17 protein-coding genes are annotated in these 17,668 nt (G+C 59.0%); 10 read left to right on the top strand and 7 right to left on the bottom strand.

Annotated elements, in window-relative coordinates:
- The first annotated feature begins 76 nt into the window (after positions 1-76).
- The 10 genes from WKI41_RS11140 (at position 77) to WKI41_RS11185 (ending at position 11,108) form a co-directional block, all read left to right on the top strand.
- Complete coding sequence (locus WKI41_RS11140) at positions 77-1,027, top strand: ABC transporter permease (RefSeq protein ID WP_340193550.1); 951 nt, start codon at positions 77-79, stop codon at positions 1,025-1,027.
- Positions 1,024-1,848, top strand: coding sequence for an ABC transporter permease (locus tag WKI41_RS11145; RefSeq protein ID WP_340193551.1), 825 nt, complete (start codon positions 1,024-1,026; stop codon positions 1,846-1,848). Before WKI41_RS11140 ends, WKI41_RS11145 begins: the two co-directional genes overlap by 4 nt.
- Before the next feature lie 72 nt (positions 1,849-1,920).
- Entirely contained in the window at positions 1,921-2,874 is a 954-nt protein-coding gene (locus WKI41_RS11150) for a sugar-binding transcriptional regulator (protein WP_340193552.1), read from the top strand.
- 141 nt (positions 2,875-3,015) lie between these two features.
- Complete coding sequence (locus WKI41_RS11155; RefSeq protein WP_340193554.1) at positions 3,016-4,329, top strand: ABC transporter substrate-binding protein; 1,314 nt, start codon at positions 3,016-3,018, stop codon at positions 4,327-4,329.
- Positions 4,330-4,449: 120 nt separating this feature from the next.
- Entirely contained in the window at positions 4,450-5,322 is an 873-nt protein-coding gene (locus WKI41_RS11160; protein ID WP_306928961.1) for a carbohydrate ABC transporter permease, read from the top strand.
- 11 nt (positions 5,323-5,333) lie between these two features.
- Positions 5,334-6,158: a carbohydrate ABC transporter permease gene (locus tag WKI41_RS11165; protein WP_306928959.1), complete on the top strand. Its 825-nt coding sequence runs from the start codon at positions 5,334-5,336 to the stop codon at positions 6,156-6,158.
- Positions 6,159-6,169: 11 nt separating this feature from the next.
- A complete protein-coding gene (locus WKI41_RS11170; protein ID WP_340193555.1) occupies positions 6,170-7,174 on the top strand; it encodes an ABC transporter ATP-binding protein in 1,005 nt (334 codons plus the stop codon).
- Positions 7,175-7,271: 97 nt separating this feature from the next.
- The gene (locus WKI41_RS11175) at positions 7,272-8,756 is read left to right on the top strand and encodes a mannitol dehydrogenase family protein (RefSeq protein WP_340193556.1); all 1,485 of its coding nucleotides are present in this window, start codon (positions 7,272-7,274) and stop codon (positions 8,754-8,756) included.
- A 4-nt stretch (positions 8,757-8,760) separates the two neighbouring features.
- Positions 8,761-9,465, top strand: coding sequence for an HAD-IA family hydrolase (locus WKI41_RS11180; RefSeq protein ID WP_340193557.1), 705 nt, complete (start codon positions 8,761-8,763; stop codon positions 9,463-9,465).
- Positions 9,466-9,533: 68 nt separating this feature from the next.
- On the top strand, positions 9,534-11,108 hold the full coding sequence (locus tag WKI41_RS11185) for an FGGY family pentulose kinase (RefSeq protein WP_340193558.1): 1,575 nt from the start codon (positions 9,534-9,536) through the stop codon (positions 11,106-11,108).
- 32 nt (positions 11,109-11,140) lie between these two features.
- Here WKI41_RS11185 and WKI41_RS11190 read toward each other — a convergent pair whose 3' ends face one another.
- The 7 genes from WKI41_RS11190 to WKI41_RS11220 form a co-directional block, all read right to left on the bottom strand.
- Positions 11,141-11,329: a hypothetical protein gene (locus tag WKI41_RS11190; RefSeq protein WP_340193559.1), complete on the bottom strand. Its 189-nt coding sequence runs from the start codon at positions 11,327-11,329 to the stop codon at positions 11,141-11,143.
- A 144-nt stretch (positions 11,330-11,473) separates the two neighbouring features.
- Positions 11,474-12,601 (bottom strand): pyridoxal-phosphate-dependent aminotransferase family protein, encoded by a 1,128-nt coding sequence (locus WKI41_RS11195; RefSeq protein WP_340193560.1) that lies wholly within the window; start codon positions 12,599-12,601, stop codon positions 11,474-11,476.
- Positions 12,594-13,382, bottom strand: coding sequence for an ABC transporter ATP-binding protein (locus WKI41_RS11200; protein WP_340193561.1), 789 nt, complete (start codon positions 13,380-13,382; stop codon positions 12,594-12,596). The genes WKI41_RS11195 and WKI41_RS11200 overlap by 8 nt, the downstream gene beginning before the upstream one ends.
- Complete coding sequence (locus tag WKI41_RS11205) at positions 13,379-14,185, bottom strand: ATP-binding cassette domain-containing protein (RefSeq protein WP_340193562.1); 807 nt, start codon at positions 14,183-14,185, stop codon at positions 13,379-13,381. The genes WKI41_RS11200 and WKI41_RS11205 overlap by 4 nt, the downstream gene beginning before the upstream one ends.
- Positions 14,182-15,009 carry an ABC transporter permease gene (locus WKI41_RS11210; RefSeq protein ID WP_340193563.1) on the bottom strand — a complete coding sequence of 276 codons (828 nt, stop codon included), beginning with the start codon at positions 15,007-15,009 and terminating at the stop codon, positions 14,182-14,184. Before WKI41_RS11210 ends, WKI41_RS11205 begins: the two co-directional genes overlap by 4 nt.
- Positions 15,009-15,998, bottom strand: coding sequence for an ABC transporter permease (locus tag WKI41_RS11215; protein ID WP_340193564.1), 990 nt, complete (start codon positions 15,996-15,998; stop codon positions 15,009-15,011). Before WKI41_RS11215 ends, WKI41_RS11210 begins: the two co-directional genes overlap by 1 nt.
- A gap of 1 nt (position 15,999) precedes the next feature.
- A complete protein-coding gene (locus WKI41_RS11220; protein WP_340193565.1) occupies positions 16,000-17,607 on the bottom strand; it encodes an ABC transporter substrate-binding protein in 1,608 nt (535 codons plus the stop codon).
- Between the last annotated feature and the right edge of the window lie 61 nt (positions 17,608-17,668).

Raw genomic sequence — 17,668 nt, forward strand, 5'->3', positions numbered from 1 at the left:
CCTCCTTGCGGGGTCGATGCGCGGAAGGGCAGAGGGGGATGAGACATCTCCTCGCAGTTTGCGGTCATCTCGCTCCATGACCGCCCTCATCCTCAAACGCACGCTCGGTCTCATCCTCACGCTGCTCGCGGTTTCGCTCCTGATCTTCCTTGTCATGGGCCTGTTGCCTGGCGATCCGGCAGCGATCATGCTTGGAACCTCGGCAAGCCCGGATACGCTCACCGCCCTGCAAAAGCAGATGGGGCTCGATCAGCCGTTGATGCTGCGCTATGTCAGTTGGCTGGGTGGTGTTCTTGCCGGTGATATGGGGCAGTCCTACACCTATGGCGTTCCGGTCATGGGCCTGATCGTCGAAAGACTTGCCGTCACACTTCCGCTTGCCTTGATCGCTGTCAGCCTCTCTGTTGCGATCGCAATTCCGCTAGGCGTGGTGGCCGCGCATCGGCGGGGGGGCGTATTCGATGTTGTCGTGGGCCTCTTTTCCCATGCCAGCATATCCGTGCCCGGCTTTTGGGTCGGGTTGCTGCTCATCATGTTGTTTTCAACCACGCTTGGATGGATGCCGTCCGGTGGTTTTCCGGGTTGGGGGGCGGGGATCTTCGGTGCCTTGAAAGCGTTGATCCTGCCGTCGCTCGCTCTCTCGATGAGCCAGGCGGGCGTGCTGATCAGGGTATGCCGTGCGGCGGTGCTGGAGGTGCTGAATGAAGATTTCGTTCGCACGGTCCGGGCCAAGGGTATCGGCAACGCCGCCATTCTCTGGAAACATGTGCTGCCCAATGCGCTGATCCCGGTCGTCACGATGATCGGCCTGCAATTCACCTTCCTGATCGCCGGTGCCGTTCTGGTGGAGAACGTCTTCAATCTACCGGGTCTCGGAAGGCTCGCCTATCAGGCGCTCACCCAGCGCGATCTTGTCGTCATGCAGTCGGTGGTTCTGTTCTTCTGCGCACTGGTCATCATCATGAACTTCCTCGTCGATCTGACCTATCTGATCATTGATCCGCGCCTGCGAGGCTCGACGCGATGAGCAGCGCTGCAGCGAGGCGTCGAATTCCCCTCATCCTGGGCGGTGCCGTGATCGGCATTCTGTTTTCAGTGGCACTGCTGTCGCTTGTCTGGACGCCTGTTTCGCCGACGAAAATCCAGATTCTCGCCAAGCTGAAACCCCCGCTTGCGCAGGGGTTGCTCGGGACGGATCACTTCGGTCGCGATGTCGCGTCGATGCTGATGGCGGGCGCCTGGAATTCTCTTTCCACATCCGTCGTCGCGGTGGCGATCGGCGCAAGCACCGGCACGCTTCTCGGCGTCGTCGCCGCAGCGCAACGCGGCTGGCTGGAAGCCGCCATCATGAGGCTTTGCGACATCGTTTTTGCGTTGCCTCCCATTCTCTCGGCCATGATGCTGGGCGCTTTCATCGGCTCCGGTCGCTTCACCGCCATCATCGCTATCGGTACTTTCATGGTGCCGGTTTTCGCAAGACTGACCTGTGGCGCGGCGCGGCAGATGTGGGCGCGCGATTTCGTGCTGGCGGCTGAGAGCATAGGCAGAAGTAAGGCGGGCATCACGCTTTCGCATGTCCTGCCGAATATCGCGCACCTGATTATCGTGCAGATCAGCATACAGCTCGGGCTCGCAATCCTGACTGAAGCGGGGCTCAGCTTCCTTGGTCTCGGCATGCCGCCGCCGACACCCACCTGGGGACGCATGCTTTGGGAGTCGCAGACGTATCTTGCCACCGCGCCATGGCTCGCCATTCTACCGGGACTGGCAATCGCCTTGACGGTCCTCGGGTTCAATCTTCTGGGCGATGGATTGCGCGATCTGCTTGATCCCCGTTTAAGACGATAGCCTCCTTCCCGGGTTTGACAGGTCGGCGCAAAAAATGTCAGCACTTGGGAATGAAAAGCTTGAGGCAAAGACATGGCCAGACGATCCGATAGCGGTGGGCGGTTAGACGATGCGGCACGTGCCGGATGGCTCTATTATGTCGCCGGTCGCACGCAGGACGAGATCGCTGCCGCCATGGGCATATCCCGCCAGTCGGCGCAGCGGCTCGTCTCGCTTGCTGTGGCCGAGCGTCTGATCAAGGTCAGGCTCGACCATCCGATCGCCGCGTGCCTGGAAAAGGCGCAAGCGCTGCGCGAGCGTTTTTCCCTCAAGCATGTCGAGGTGGTTCCAAGCGATCCCGCTGGTACCTCGTCTACGGTGGGAATTGCCGAAGCGGGCGCTGCGGAAATCGAACGCTGGCTGCGACAGCCGGACCCGATCGTACTCGCTATAGGGACCGGACGAACGCTGAAAGCGGCTGTCGACCAGTTGCCGCCCATGGAATGTCCTCAGCATCGGATCGTTTCGCTCACCGGAAATATCGGTCCGGATGGGTCGGCGGCGTATTACAACGTCATCTTTTCCATGGCCGATGCGATCAAGGCCAGGCATTTTCCGATGCCTTTGCCGGTTCTTTGTTCATCCGCCGAAGAACGCGAACTGCTGCACGACCAAACGATGGTGCGCTCCACGCTAACGCTTGGAGCGGCGGCGAATGTCACCTTCGTCGGAGTTGGTGAACTGGGAGAAAACGCGCCCCTCTGTCTCGACGGATTCCTTGCCGTCGACGAGATGAAGCGGCTGATTGCAGAGGGCGCGGCCGGCGAAATCTGCGGCTGGTTCTTCGACGGCGACGGAAAGATCATGGCCAATCCCATCAATGACCGCGTCGCCTCGGTTCCAGTTCCCTCGCGCGAGACATGCACCGTTGTAGGCATTGCGCAGGGGCGGAAGAAATCGCCCGCCATGCTGGCCGCCTTGCGAGGCGGTTTGCTGAACGGGATCATCACCGACGAGCAATCTGCCGAATATATGCTCACACATTGAGCAAAAATATCATATCAAAATCAGAGCATTAGCATCTCCTTGTGCATTGCAGCGCAGGATGATGCTTGACTTTATGTGCTCGAAAGTGAGTAATTGCCCTCGAGCAAAGCGAATGCTCATTTTTCTTCTGGGAGGAAGATCATGACATTGAAGACACTTCTGCTGGGCGCGTGCTCGGCTCTCGCATTTTCGGGCCTCGCGTCTGCAGAAACACTGACCATTGCCACCGTCAACAACGGTGACATGATCCGCATGCAGGGACTGACGAAGGAATTCACCGACAAGAATCCGGACATTCAGATCGAGTGGGTCACGCTGGAAGAAAACGTTCTGCGCGAACGCGTAACGACGGATATCGCCACCAATGGCGGCCAGTATGACATCATGACGATCGGCAACTACGAAGTTCCGATCTGGGCCAAGCAAGGCTGGCTTCTGCCGCTCGAAAAGCTCGGTGACAAGTATGACGTCAACGACATGCTGCCATCGATCCGCGGCGGCCTGACGGTCGAAGGCAAGCTCTACGCGGCGCCATTCTATGGCGAATCCGCCATGATCATGTACCGCAAGGACCTGTTTGAAAAAGCCGATCTGAAGATGCCGGAAAACCCCACCTGGGAATTCATCGGTGATGCAGCCCGCAAGATCACCGATCGTAACGCCGACATCAACGGCATCTGCCTGCGTGGCAAGGCCGGTTGGGGCGAAAACATGGCCTTCATCACCGCGCTCACCAACTCCTTCGGTGGCCGCTGGTTCGATGAAAACTGGAAGCCGCAATTCGACCAGCCCGAGTGGAAGAACTCGCTGCAGTTCTACGTCGATCTGATGAAGGATGCCGGCCCGTCCGGTGCAGCTTCCAACGGCTTCAACGAAAACCTGACGCTGTTCCAGCAGGGCAAGTGCGGCATGTGGATCGATGCGACTGTCGCTGCATCCTTCGTGTCGAACCCGAAGGACTCGACGGTTGCAGACAAGGTTGGCTACGCGCTGTTCCCCACGCATGGCGAATTGAAAAACCACGGCAACTGGCTGTGGTCCTGGAACCTTGCGATCCCGAAGAGCTCGCAGAAGGCTGAATCGGCAGAGAAGTTCATTGCCTGGGCAACCAGCAAGGACTACTCCGAACTGGTCGCTTCCAAGGAGGGCTGGGCTAACGTTCCTCCGGGCACGCGTACCTCGCTCTACAAGAATGCTGACTACGAGAAGGCAGCACCTTTCGCCAAGACGACGCTTGCGGCCATGAACGCAGCCGACATCACCAAGCCGACGGTCAAGCCTGTGCCTTATACCGGTGGTCAATTCGTGGCGATCCCCGAGTTCCAGTCGCTCGGCACCACGGTTGGGCAGCTCTTCTCGGCGGTCGTTGCAGGTCAGTCTTCCGTTGATGATGCGCTCGCAGGCGCTCAGTCCACCGCAACTCGTGAAATGACCCGCGCCGGTTACATCAAGTAATCCTCCCGAAGCCCGCCGTCCGGCGAAAGCCGGGCGGCGGAGATTCTCGATCGTCTTTATAATCAAAAAAATGCACCGCCTGCGGTCTTGATGCCGCGCGCGACTCTGGGAGGGCAGCGAATGGCAACGCAGAACACCAGGAACCTGGCGCGCGTGATGATGGCGCCTTCCGTTTTCCTGCTTCTTATCTGGATGATCGTACCACTGGCGATGACGCTGTGGTTTTCCTTCCAGAACTACAATCTCTTGAATCCGGCCAATGTCAGTTTTGCGGGCCTCTTCAACTACAAATTCTTCTACACCGATCCGGCCTTTTTCCAGTCGATCTGGAACACGCTGATCATCGTTGGTGGTGTGCTGCTGATCACCATCATCGGCGGCGTCGCCATTGCGCTTTTGCTCGACCAACCGATCTTCGGCCAAGGGATCGTGCGCATCCTGGTGATCTCGCCTTTCTTCGTCATGCCGCCAGTCGCCGCACTCATCTGGAAGAACATGATCATGCACCCCGGGTACGGTGTGCTTGCGGACCTGAACAGGTTCTTCGGCTTTCAACCCATCGACTGGTTTTCGCGCTTCCCGTTGCTATCCATCGTTATCATCGTGGCGTGGCAATGGTTGCCCTTCGCAACGCTTATCCTGCTGACTGCCCTCCAGTCGCTGGATGGCGAACAGAAGGAAGCGGCAGAAATGGACGGCGCGAACTTCTTCAACCGCTTCATCTATCTGACGCTGCCGCATCTGGCGCGTGCCATGACGGTTGTCATCCTCATCCAGACGATCTTCCTGCTGGGCGTCTATGCGGAAATTCTGGTCACCACCAATGGCGGACCCGGCTATGCCTCCACCAACCTGCCGTTCCTGATCTACCGGACTGCGCTGCTTGGTTATGACGTGGGCGGTGCTTCGGCCGGCGGTATCATCGCCATCGTGCTCGCTAATATCGTCGCCATCTTCCTGATGCGCGCCGTCGGCAAGAACCTCGATCGATAAGGAGACGTTTCATGGCTCGCAAAGTCTCTACCCGTTCGAAGATCGGCTTTACCATCGCGGCATGGGTGGTTGCGCTCATCCTGTTCTTCCCGATCCTGTATGCCTTCCTCACCTCCATCAAGACGGAGCCGGAAGCCATTGCAGGCTTCAGCCTGTGGCCATCGGGGACGCTGGAAAACTACGTGACGGTGAACACGCAGCGCGACTACTTCAAGCCCTTCATGAACTCGGTGGTTCTATCTGTCGGCTCCACGATCCTGGCACTGCTCATCGCCATTCCCGCCGCCTGGGCCATGGCCTTTTCGCCGACGAAGCGCACCAAGGACATCCTGATGTGGATGCTCTCCACCAAGATGATGCCGGCCGTCGCCGTGTTGGTGCCATTCTATCTGATGTTCCGCAATGCCGGACTTTTGGATACGCGCATTGGCCTGACGCTGATGCTGACGATGATCAACCTGCCGATCGTGGTGTGGATGCTCTACACGTACTTTCGTGAGATTCCAGGCGAAATCCTCGAAGCTGCCCGGATGGATGGCGCGTCGCTGTGGAACGAGATCGTCTATGTGCTCACCCCGATGGCGGTCCCTGGCATTGCCTCGACGCTGCTTCTCAACATCATTCTGGCTTGGAACGAGTCTTTCTGGACCATTCGCTTAACGACCACCAATGCAGCACCCCTGACGGCGTTCATCGCGTCCTTCTCCTCGCCTCAGGGCCTGTTCTGGGCGAAGCTTTCTGCCGCTTCGATGATGGCAATCGCTCCAATCCTGGTGCTCGGCTGGTTCAGCCAGAAACAACTCGTGCGCGGCCTGACCTTCGGCGCTGTGAAATAAGGATCATAACAATGGGCAGCATTTCGCTTAAAAATGTTTCGAAGGTCTTTGGCGAAGCCAAGGTCATCCCATCCATCAATCTCGATATTCAAAACGGTGAGTTCGTCGTCTTTGTCGGCCCGTCCGGCTGCGGCAAGTCCACACTGCTGCGCCTGATTGCCGGGCTTGAGGATGTGAGCGGTGGCCAGATCATCATCGACGGCAAGGACGTGACAGAAAAGGCACCGGCCGAGCGTGGCCTGGCCATGGTGTTCCAGTCCTATGCGCTTTATCCGCATATGAGCGTGCGCAACAATATCGGTTTCCCGCTGAAGATGGCGAAGATGGAAAAATCCGCCATCGATAAGAAGGTCAATGACGCCGCCGCCATCCTCAATCTAACGGATTATCTCGACCGCCGTCCATCGCAGCTCTCAGGCGGCCAGCGCCAGCGCGTTGCCATCGGACGCGCCATCGTGCGCGAGCCCTCTGCGTTTCTATTCGACGAACCGCTGTCGAACTTGGATGCAGCGCTGCGCGGCACAATGCGGCTGGAAATCTCCGAGCTGCACAACACGCTGAAGACGACGATGATCTACGTGACCCACGATCAGGTGGAAGCCATGACGATGGCGGACAAGATCGTGGTTCTGAACCGCGGCAATATCGAGCAGGTCGGTTCGCCGCTCGATCTTTATCGCAGCCCGGCCAATCTTTTCGTCGCCGGCTTCATCGGCTCGCCGCGCATGAACCTGGTCAAGGGCGCCTATGCCTTTGGCAAGTCTGCCGAGACGGTCGGTGTGCGCCCGGAACATCTGCTGCTGTCGAAGGACAGCGGTCTTTGGAAGGGTAAGGTCAATGTGGCCGAGCATCTTGGCTCAGACACCTTCCTGCATATCGATGTCGAGAACATTGGCATGATTACCGCGCGTGCCGGTGGGGAGTTCGCGTGCCAGCATGGCGACATCGTCTACATCACGCCGGACGAGACCAAGGTCCACAGGTTCGACGACAAGGGTCTGGCAATCCGGGCATAGCGCTTGGCTGCTGCGATTGGGCAAAAGCCATCACGACTGGACCGTGAGCGCGTCTCCGTCGCGCAGGTTCGATTAGGAATTACTTGAGGATTGTCTCATGACATGCAAACTCTCGCTTGCAACGCTTGATCAGGCCAAGGCCACCGCTGAGGTCCCATCCTATTCGAGGGACGACCTTTCGGCGGGCATCGTTCATTTCGGCGTCGGCAACTTTCACCGGGCGCATCAGGCGATCTATCTCGACGATCTCTTCAACACCGGCGCCGATCATGATTTTGCAATCATCGGTGCTGGCGTGCTGCCATCGGATGCCGCGATGCGCGAGAAGCTTGCCGATCAGGATTTTCTGACGACCGTCGTCGAGCAGGACAATAATCGCACAGGCGCTCGCGTCACCGGACCGATGATCGACATCCTGCCGGTCGGTGACGCCAAAGCGATCATCGAGGCGCTGGCCGATCCAAAGATTCGCATTGTCTCGATGACGATCACTGAGGGTGGCTACTTCATCGATGCGTCCGGCTCGTTCAATCCACAGCACCCGGCCATAGCCGAGGACGCCAAGAACCCGGATGCGCCGAAGACGGTTTTCGGGCTCATCGTTGCAGGGCTTCGAGCACGCCGCGACCAAGGCATCCCGGCCTTCACGATCATGTCCTGTGACAACATCCCCCACAATGGCAAGGTCACGAAGAATGCCGTCGTCGGCCTTGCAGCCCTGTCCGATCCAGCCTTCGCAACCTGGATTGGTGAGAACGTTTCCTTTCCCAATTCCATGGTGGACCGCATCACGCCGGCCACCGGCGATCGCGAGCGCTCCATTGCCCGCGACGATTTCGGCATCGAGGACAACTGGCCGGTCTTCTGCGAAGAGTTCAAGCAATGGGTCATGGAGGACAACTTTCCCGCCGGGCGCCCGGCGCTGGAGAAAGTCGGTGTTCAGTTCGTCGCCGACGTAGCGCCCTACGAACACATGAAGATCCGCATCCTGAATGGCGGACATGCCGCGATTGCCTACCCCGCCGCACTTCTCGATATCCACTTCGTGCATGAGGCGATGGAGCATTCGCTGATCCGCGCCTTCCTCGCCAAGCTGGAAAAGGAAGAGATCATTCCGATCATTCCACCGGTGCCGGATACCAATCTCAACGAATATTTCGACCTGATCGAGCGCCGCTTCCTCAACCCGAAGATTGGCGACACCATTCCGCGCCTGGCGCAGGATGGCTCCAATCGCCAGCCGAAATTCATCCTGCCTTCGACTGCGGACCGCCTGGCCCAGGACCTTGACATTGTCGGTCTCTCGCTGGTCTCTGCCCTTTGGTGCCGCTATTTCTACGGAACCTCGGATAGCGGTAAGCAGATCGTCTTCAACGATGCGAGTGCTGAGCGCTTGCAGGCGGCAGCGATCAAGGCAAAGGACGATCCGATGGCGTTCCTAGCATTGAGCGACATTTTCGGTGACGTTGCGAACTCAGACCTCTTCCGCAAGCGCTTCGCGCATGCTCTAAACACGTTGTGGCAGCAGGGAACGGCAAAGACGCTGCAACTCTATCTGGACGATAAACTCATCGAAAGCTGACATCATGCCAACCGAGACCGGCCCTTTGGTGATCTTCGACTGTGATGGCGTTCTCGTCGATAGTGAGCCGGTTTCAGTCGCCGTCCTGATCGACATGCTGGCGCATCTGGGTGTGCAGATGACCGAGGAAGAGGCCTACCAGCGGTTTCTCGGCCGCAGCCTCGCCAATATGACCGCAACGCTTTGGGAAGAATACGGTATTGAAACCGATATCGATTTTCTCGAACATATGCGAAGCGCGCTTTTTGAACGCTTCCGCCTGGAATTGAAGGCCATCGAAGGCATTGCCGAGACGCTGGACCGGCTCAACGTACCGCGCTGTGTGGCATCCTCCAGCCAGCCGGAACGCATCCGCTACTCTTTGGGCCTGACAGGCCTCGTCGAAAAATTCGAGCCGCATATTTTTAGCGCGACCATGGTGAAGAACGGCAAGCCGGCACCGGATCTTTTCCTGCATGCCGCACACGAGATGGGCGCGGAGCCCGCCAATTGCATCGTTATAGAAGACAGCCCGGCTGGCATCGTCGCGGCCAAGGCAGCCGGAATGCGCGTTTTTGCTTTTACAGGCGGCTCTCACGCACGATTTCCCGCCTTCCGCCAACAGATCGCAGCGCTCGAACCTGATCTCGTGTTTGACGCCATGCCGGATTTGGTCCACCTTGTGCGCGACCGACGGGGCCGCCAAGGCTTTAGAGCAGAGGCTGGTTGACGTGCAGGTGACGACACGGAACGGTTCTCTCCCCGCTTTCGGCAAGACAGGGATGGGAAACTAGCTTCATGCGCCAATATCTCGTTGCGGTCGATGTCGGAACAGGCAGCGCGCGCGCCGGGTTGTTCGATCGCCATGGTGCAATGCTGTCTCGCGCGACCCATCCCATCATCATGCAAAGACCGAGAGAAAACCACGCCGAACACGATTCCGAGGACATATGGAAGGCCGTCTGCCTGTCAGTACGGTCTGCCATGGCCGAGGCGGCGGTCCAAGCTGAGAGTGTCGCTGCCATAGGCTTCGATGCCACATGTTCGTTAGTAGCGCGCGGCAAATCCGGCGAACAGGTGTCTGTATCGACCACCGGCGAAGACCGGTTCGACACGGTGGTGTGGCTTGATCACCGGGCCATCGACGAGGCGGACTTGCTGACTGCGTCCCGTCATCCGGTCCTGGATTTCGCCGGCGGATCGATATCGCCAGAGATGCAGATGCCAAAGCTGATGTGGCTTAAGAAACATCTGCCTCAAAGCTGGTCGAGAACCTCTTACTTTTTCGATCTTGCCGACTTCCTCACTTGGAAGGCGAGCGGCAGTGCTGCTCGCTCCAACTGCACATTGACGGCGAAGTGGAATTTTTTGGCGCATGAGCGGCAGGGCTGGCGTCAGGATTATCTTGACCTTGCCGGACTTGGCGATCTGCAAGAACGTGCATCGCTCCCTGCAAGCACCGTAGCACCAGGTCAAGCCGTTGGTACACTTTCGGCCAAGGCCGCCGGTGAATTGGGACTCGATACGCAGTGCCGGGTCGCGACTGGCATGATCGACGCTTATGCCGGTGCGCTTGGTGCGCTTGGCGGTAGCCTTAACAACAACGTAGAGAGCAATGTGGCGCTGATCGCCGGCACATCCAGTTGCCTTGTCGCGCTCACGCCCAACCGCATGCATGGTCGCAGTCTGTGGGGACCTTACTGGCAGGCGGTCCTGCCTGATCACTGGCTGGTAGAGGGCGGACAATCGGCAACCGGCGCACTGCTCGATCATATTGTCCGGATGCATGCTGCGGGCGGCGAACCGGATGCAGCACTTCACCGTCGCATCGTCGACCGCGTCATGACATTGCGGGCAAAGCAGGGCGATGGTTTTGCCAGCCGGCTGCATGTCCTGCCGGATTTTCATGGTAACAGATCGCCGCTTGCCGATCCGCATGCCAGGGGTGTGATTAGCGGCCTGACGCTCGATACCTCGTTCGACAGCCTCTGCGCCCTTTATTGGCGCACGGCCGTTTCGATCGCGCTCAGCACGCGCCACGTTCTCGATGCAATGGAGGGATTCGGATATCGAACCACCACGCTTCACGTCGCGGGCGGGCATATCCACAATCCGTTGCTGATGGAACTCTATGCTGACACGACAGGCAAACGGGTCGTGGTGCCGCAGACCAGCGATGCCGTGCTGCTTGGGACCGCTATGACCGCCGCCGCAGCGGGTGGCGTTCATGTGAATTTAGCGGAGGCCGGTGCTGCCATGTATCCCGGCCACGAGGAACGCCAGCCGGACAGGTCGCGTGCTTCGGTCTATGAAAGCGACTACAGAAAATTCCTCGCAATGTATCGACATCGCGAGGAACTGGATCGTCTTTGAGAGAATCGGTGGAGCGCCTTTGAGTGCGTGCTTCAGATCACCGGGTAAAGCGACCAGAAGAACAGATCATGTTCCTGATCGCGATCGCGCTGCTCGGACTCGTCACGCGCGACATGATCCTTTTTCGACCCGCTCTCACGCTTGAGCTTTTCCTCCTGTGCTCGACGGCCAAGGCCGAAGAGATCGAAGGAAAGCATGTTGTAGCCTGCAACCATTTTCATTCCTCCTGTCACCGAACTTAACAATGTGTAAAGTTTCGCGCGTTGCCACGATTTCGTCAAGATTGAGGGAGGGATTCCTGTGTCACTGCTGTGGACGAGATAGAAAGATCCTTCCATAAGCAGCGTTTGATCGAGAGCATTTTTTCAGACGCTTGGATTTGTCTGCTTCGCAGCCGTGGATGAATATAGTGTGTCCACCACCACCAAAGCTTCAACTGCCGGTGTTGAGTTGCCTTGGAATTCCAGCGCCTGGGCCAAGGCCTGGATGTTGGCAATCACCGCCTTCTTGCTGGCGCGTCGGCCCGTATGGTTGAGGCGGATCAGGCGATCTGAGCCGGGACCGACGGCGGCGCCGATATCTGCTCCATCAAGCCTTGCGGCCTGGAGAAGATCGCTGCGGTCGATGTCAGCGGGAAGTTTAACGGCGGTGACCAGTGCCGAAGCCAGCTCGTCAGTCACCCAAAGTTCGACGCCGAGCGCCACCACGGCCTCGCGCGTCGCCCGCGCCGCCAGACGATGCCGCGCTTGAACCGAATCTATCCCTTCCGCTTCCAGGCGCTCAAGTGCGGCATCTAGCGCGAAGAATTCGAGCGGCGCGGGCGTGCCCGGCAGAGCACCTCTGCCGCTATCGAGCCATTGCTCTTTCTGATCGAGAAGAGAGAGCATCGAGTTGCGCGGCGCGCCTCCATGCTGCAACATCTCCCAGGCGCGGTCGCTGACGGAAATCGCCGAGATGCCTGCGGGTCCTGCGAGCGACTTTTGCGGGCCTATCACGACAATGTCGATGCCTTGCTCATCCACATTCAGCGCATGGCCGCCAATCGACGCGACCGCATCCACGACGGTGAGCACGCCTCTTTCTCTTGCAAGTCCGACGATGTCCTCCAACGGGTTGAGAATACCGGTGGCGGATTCGGCGTGGACCAGCGAAAGTACAGCGATATCGGGATGTTCATCCAATTGCTGGTGCACTGCCTCTATCGCGATCGTCCGCCCTGGCTCTGCCACCAAATTGATGACGTCGCTGCCGCCACGCTTAAGCCAGTCTCCGAACCATGCGCCGTAGGGGCTGGTCACAATGTTCAGGGCTTTCACGCCCGGACGTGCGAGGCTGGTGGCAACGGCTTCCAGCGCCAGAACCGCCTCTGCTTGAATGAGGAGCACATCGTTTTGCGTCTTCATCAGAGCCGCTAATCTATCAGCAAGCTTTGCATAACGCTCCGGCGGGAACGCGGGCACGTCGAGCAAATGGCTCCAATTGCGATCAGGCATGGCTTTGGTCCTTGCGAAGTGTTGGAACGGCTGCGATCAACCGTCTTGCTGTGTCGGACTGCGGGTTCGAGATCACGCTGTCGGTCGCTCCATATTCGACGATCCGACCCGTCTCCATGATCGCAACGCGATGGCAAACGGCACGAATGACCGCCAGATCGTGGGAGACAAACAGGCAGGAAAGGCCGGTTTGGTTCTGTAGGGACACCAGCAATTCCAGGATCTGGGCACGGACGGAAACATCAAGCGCAGAAACGGCTTCATCCATCACCAGAAGGGACGGGCGACTGGCGATGGCGCGAGCGATCGCGACCCTCTGCCGCTGTCCGCCCGACAGTTGCAACACAGGGCGCGTGCCGTATTCCGCGCCGAGCCCCACCCGTTCCAGCAATCGGGCGATCTCTGCTTGCCGATCGCGCGGTTCGACGATCCTGTGGATTCGTAACGGCTCGCCGATCGCTTCTGAAACCGTGGCGCGCGGATTGAATGCCCCATGCGTATCTTGAAACACCATCTGGATGTGACGCCGCGCGGCTCTCAATTCCTGTCCCGACAGGGCCAGCCAGTTCCGACCCTGGAACCGCACCTCGCCGCCATCCGCCGGCGAAAGCCGCATGATGACGCGCGCCAGCGTTGATTTTCCACAGCCGGAGGGACCTGCAAGCCCGAGCGTTTCGCCGCGCGTCAGCGTGAAGCACACATCTTCGAGCGCCTGCACGGTTCGTCCCCGCGATTGATATCGCTTGGATAGATGACTGACGGAGAAGAGCGTTTCCATCAACTCGCCCTTCGGATCATTAGCGGGGTGGTCATATCAAGGTGCGAGGAAAGCAGACGCTTGGTGTAGCCGCTTTTCGGATGGAAAAGAACCTCCGGCGCCATGCCTGATTCCACCAGTTTGCCCGATTGAAGCACCGCGATCTCGTCGGCGAGGCTCGAAGCCAGCGCTATATCGTGCGTGATGAAGATCAGCGTCATGCCATTGGAGCTGACAAGGCGGTCGAGAAGCCGAGCAATCGCGGACTGGGTAATTGTATCGAGAGCGCTTGTCGCCTCATCGGCAATCAGGATTTTTGGAGAGGCGGAGACGGCGGCGGCGATGGCCACACGTTGCCGCTGCCCGCCGGAAATCTGATGTGGATAGGCCGAAAGCAACGCATCGGGATTCGGCAGTTGCACCTCGGCCAGCAAATCTTGAGCATGAGCCCGCGCCTGCGCTCGGGTGAAGCCAAGATGACGAACAGCCGCCTCCGCCACCTGCTCGCCGATCGTCAGCACCGGGTTCAGGCTGGCGCTTGGGTCCTGGAACACATAGCCGATATCGCGCCCTGGCGCCGGAAACAGTGATTGGCTGCTCTTATCTTGTTTTCCGTTCCAGATAAAATGACCTTCTGTCCTCGCGCCGGGCGGCAGCAAACCGGCGATACAACGTGCCAGCGTGCTTTTGCCAGACCCGCTTTCACCAATAATTGCCAGCCGTTGTTTTTCCTGAAGCTGCAGCGATACCTCGCCCAGGGAAGGTTGCGCAGCCCTGGCATAGGTGACGCTGAGCCCTTCGATGTTCAGCAGCGGAGCGCGGCTCATTGTACTTCTCCCCGAACGGCGAAGGCCTTGTTGATGCCTTCACCCAACAGATAGACCCCAAGAACCGTCGCAAGCAAAGCCGTCCCCGGAATGATGGAGAGGTATGCCGCAGACCGAAGCACGTTTCTGCCTTCCGCGATCATCCCACCCCAGGTGACGATGTTCGGGTCACCAAGCCCGAGAAAGGAGAGGGCGGCTTCAGTCAGTATCGCGGCCGCGACGATGATTGCGGCGAGCGCCATAACAGGCGGCAAGGCGTTGGGCAGAATTTGTCGGAAGGCGATTTCCATCGGGTGCATGCCGATGGTGCGGGCGGATGAGACATAGTCGCGCTCACGGATCGACAGCACTTGCGCGCGCGTCAAACGCGCCGGATCGGCCCAGGCGCCGAGCGCGATTGCAATTACGACGATGGGCAGAGAGGAGCCGATGGTGCTGACGAAGGCGAGTGCCAAGAGAAAACTCGGCACGATCTGAAATGCATCGGTAACCCGCATCAGCGCCTCATCGACGATCCCGCCTGCAAAGCCTGCAAGCGTTCCCATGACGGTGCCGATCAGAAGGGCTGCGGCGGCCGCGGAGAGGCCGACAAGCAACGAACTGCGCGCGCCGTGGAACAGGCAGGCCAGAACATCTCGGCCGAGCGTATCGGTGCCGAGCGGCAAAGCCGGATCAGTAAACGGCGCAATCAATGGCGCTGCGACGATGGAAAGCGGGTCGTTCGGGAAGACCAAAGGCGCCGAGAGCCCCGCGACAGCCACGATGATCAGGATCGCGAGCCCGACAAGGCCTTCGGGACTACGGTACACTTGGCGAAGAACCATCACGCTGTTTCCTCTCCGCTGCCGATGCGCGGATCGAGAAGCGCGTAGAGCAAATCGACGATCAGGTTAACGAGGATGACGAAGACGGCGCTGACAAGGATGATGCCCATCAACAACGGTGTATCGCGTCCGGCAACCGCTTCTTGAGCCAGCCTTCCGAAGCCCGGAATTGCAAAGACGCTCTCGATCACAACAGAGCCGCCCAGCATCGTCGCAGATTGAAGGCCAAGCACCGTGAGGAGGGGAAGGGCAGCATTGCGTGCAACATGGCGTAGCACCACCCGGCTGCGTGATAGCCCTTTCGATTGGGCAAACGTGACGAAATCCATTCGCCAGATCTCGCCCATGGCGCTGCGCATCACGCGCAGGAAGAGGGCGAGATAGATAAGGCCAAGACTGGCAACAGGAAGCGCCAGATGTCGCGTAATATCCATTGCCCGGGCGAAGCCTTGCTTGCCGGAAGCGATGGTTTCCAGACCCGAGGTAGGGAGCCAGCGAAGCTTGACGGCGAAGACGAGCACGAGGACGAGGCCGAGCCAGAAACCCGGCACGGCATAGAGTGCGAGCGATAATGATGATAGCGCCCGGTCCAACAGGCTCCCGGGCTTCGCTCCAGCGAGAATGCCCAGAGCAGTACCAATCATGAAGGATAGCAGCGTGGCGCTTCCCATCAACAAAAGGGTGTTCGGCAAACGCTCGATGATCAGCGAGAGAACGGGCCTGTCGAAGGCGACCGACCAGCCAAGATCGAGTTTCAGGACAGACGTCGCATAAAGCCAGAGCCGCCAGAGGGCCGAGTGATCCAGCCCATACTGCGCCCGCAGACTGTCGCGAAGGCTGGCATCTCCACCCCCGATGGACACCAGATAAGCATCGACGGCATCGCCCGACGCATTTTCCAACAGCAGGAACGTGAAGAGAAGCACGATGATCAGAACCGGAATGGCGCTGATCAGCCTGCGACGGAGAATGCGGCCCGCGCCTCCCACCTTACTCCTCGACGGCGGTGTCCGCCCAGTTTGAAACTGCCCACCTTGGATTATCTGCAACGTTTTTCACCGTATCGCGGGCAACCGTAATGAAGCCCCACTCGGCAACGTTGATGATTGGAAGGTCTTCTTTCACCTTCTGCTGGAAGGTCTTGTAGAGGTCGGTTCGCTGCTTCTCGTCTACCGTTTCTGCGGCCTTGTCGATAAGGGCGTCCAGTTCCTTGTTCTCGTAACCGCCCTGGTTGGAGAAGGGCACGCCAGCGGGTGTCCCTGACTTCACCAGGATAGTGGTGGAGATGGCGGGGTCGCCGCGAAAGACGGTCGGTGCAACGGCGAGATCGAATGCATGGTCAGTGTAAACCGCCTTTTGATGCGCAGCAGCGTCATTATTTACCAGCTGCGCGTCGATGCCAACAGCGGAAAGCGCCTGGCGCAGATAAGCGCCGAATTGCTTGGTCTCATTGAAGTAGGGCGCTGGCAGCAGCTTCAGTGAGAAGCGGGTTCCATCGGCACCACGTGGATAGCCGGCCTCGTCCAGAAGGGCATTGGCCTTCTCGACGCTGAAATCGTAGAGCTTCACGTCGGGCGTATAGAACTGCGGCGCGTTCTTCGGCACAGGACCAGTCGAATTCGTGGCGTAGCCCAGGAAGACCGTGTCAACGACAAGCTTCTTGTCGATCGCGTGAGCAATGGCTTGCCGCACCTTGAGATCCGCAAGCTCCTTGCGGCGGTGGTTGATCTCCACCACGAGCTGATAGGTCAGCGCTTCGTAGCCATCGGCAATAACCTTGATGCCGGGTTCCTTCGCGATACGGGCAAGATCCGTCAGTGGAACGGCGGAGAAGGCTGCAAGCTGGATTTCGCCAGCTTCAAGTGCGGTTGCGGCACCTGCGCGATCAGGGAGCACGCGATAGATGATTTCGCTGAGCTTCGGCTGACCCTTGCTCCAGTATTTGTCGTTTCGCGTCAGACGGTAATATTCGCCGGGTTTGTATTCGGCAAAGACGAACGGCCCGGTACCGACCGGTTTGGTATTCAGCGGGTTGGTGGCGATATCGGTGCCGTCATAAAGGTGTTTCGGCAGAACGCTCGTCACCACTGGAAGCGCGTTGCGGATAAGCTGGAACGGTGTGGGCTTGGAGAAATGAAAAATGGCTGTGTGCTCATCCGGCGTTTCCACGCGATCGAGATTGGCGAATACCAGCCGACCGAGATTCTGAAGTGGCTTCCAAACGGAAAGTGCGGAGAAGGCGACATCGGCGGAGGTGAACGGCTTGCCGTCATGCCAGGTCACGCCCTGGCGCAACCTGAAGGTCGCACTCAAACCGTCCCGCGATCCTTCCCAGGACGTCGCAAGCCGCGGTTCCAAACCGTTCTTGCCGTTGAAGGAGGCTTCGGCCAGCGGCTCGACGATCTTGCTGGCAATGTAGAAAACACCATTGGACGCCACGATTGCCGGGTTGAGGTTCTTCGGCTCCGAATCCGCTGCCACAACCAGTCTCTCGCCGCTATCCGCAGCCCAAGTCAAATCTGCCCGCATCAGCGTGGTGGAGGCTGCAAGCAATGCTGCGGTTTTCAGGAGAGAACGGCGCGAGAGGGAGGACGGCATGAGGGACTCCGGGTTCGGATGGCGGGCGGCGTCATGCTGCCATTTAGGACCATGACGGCTT

The sequence above is a fragment of the Agrobacterium larrymoorei genome (assembly GCF_037722385.1).
GTDB classification, from domain to species: domain Bacteria; phylum Pseudomonadota; class Alphaproteobacteria; order Rhizobiales; family Rhizobiaceae; genus Agrobacterium; species Agrobacterium larrymoorei_C.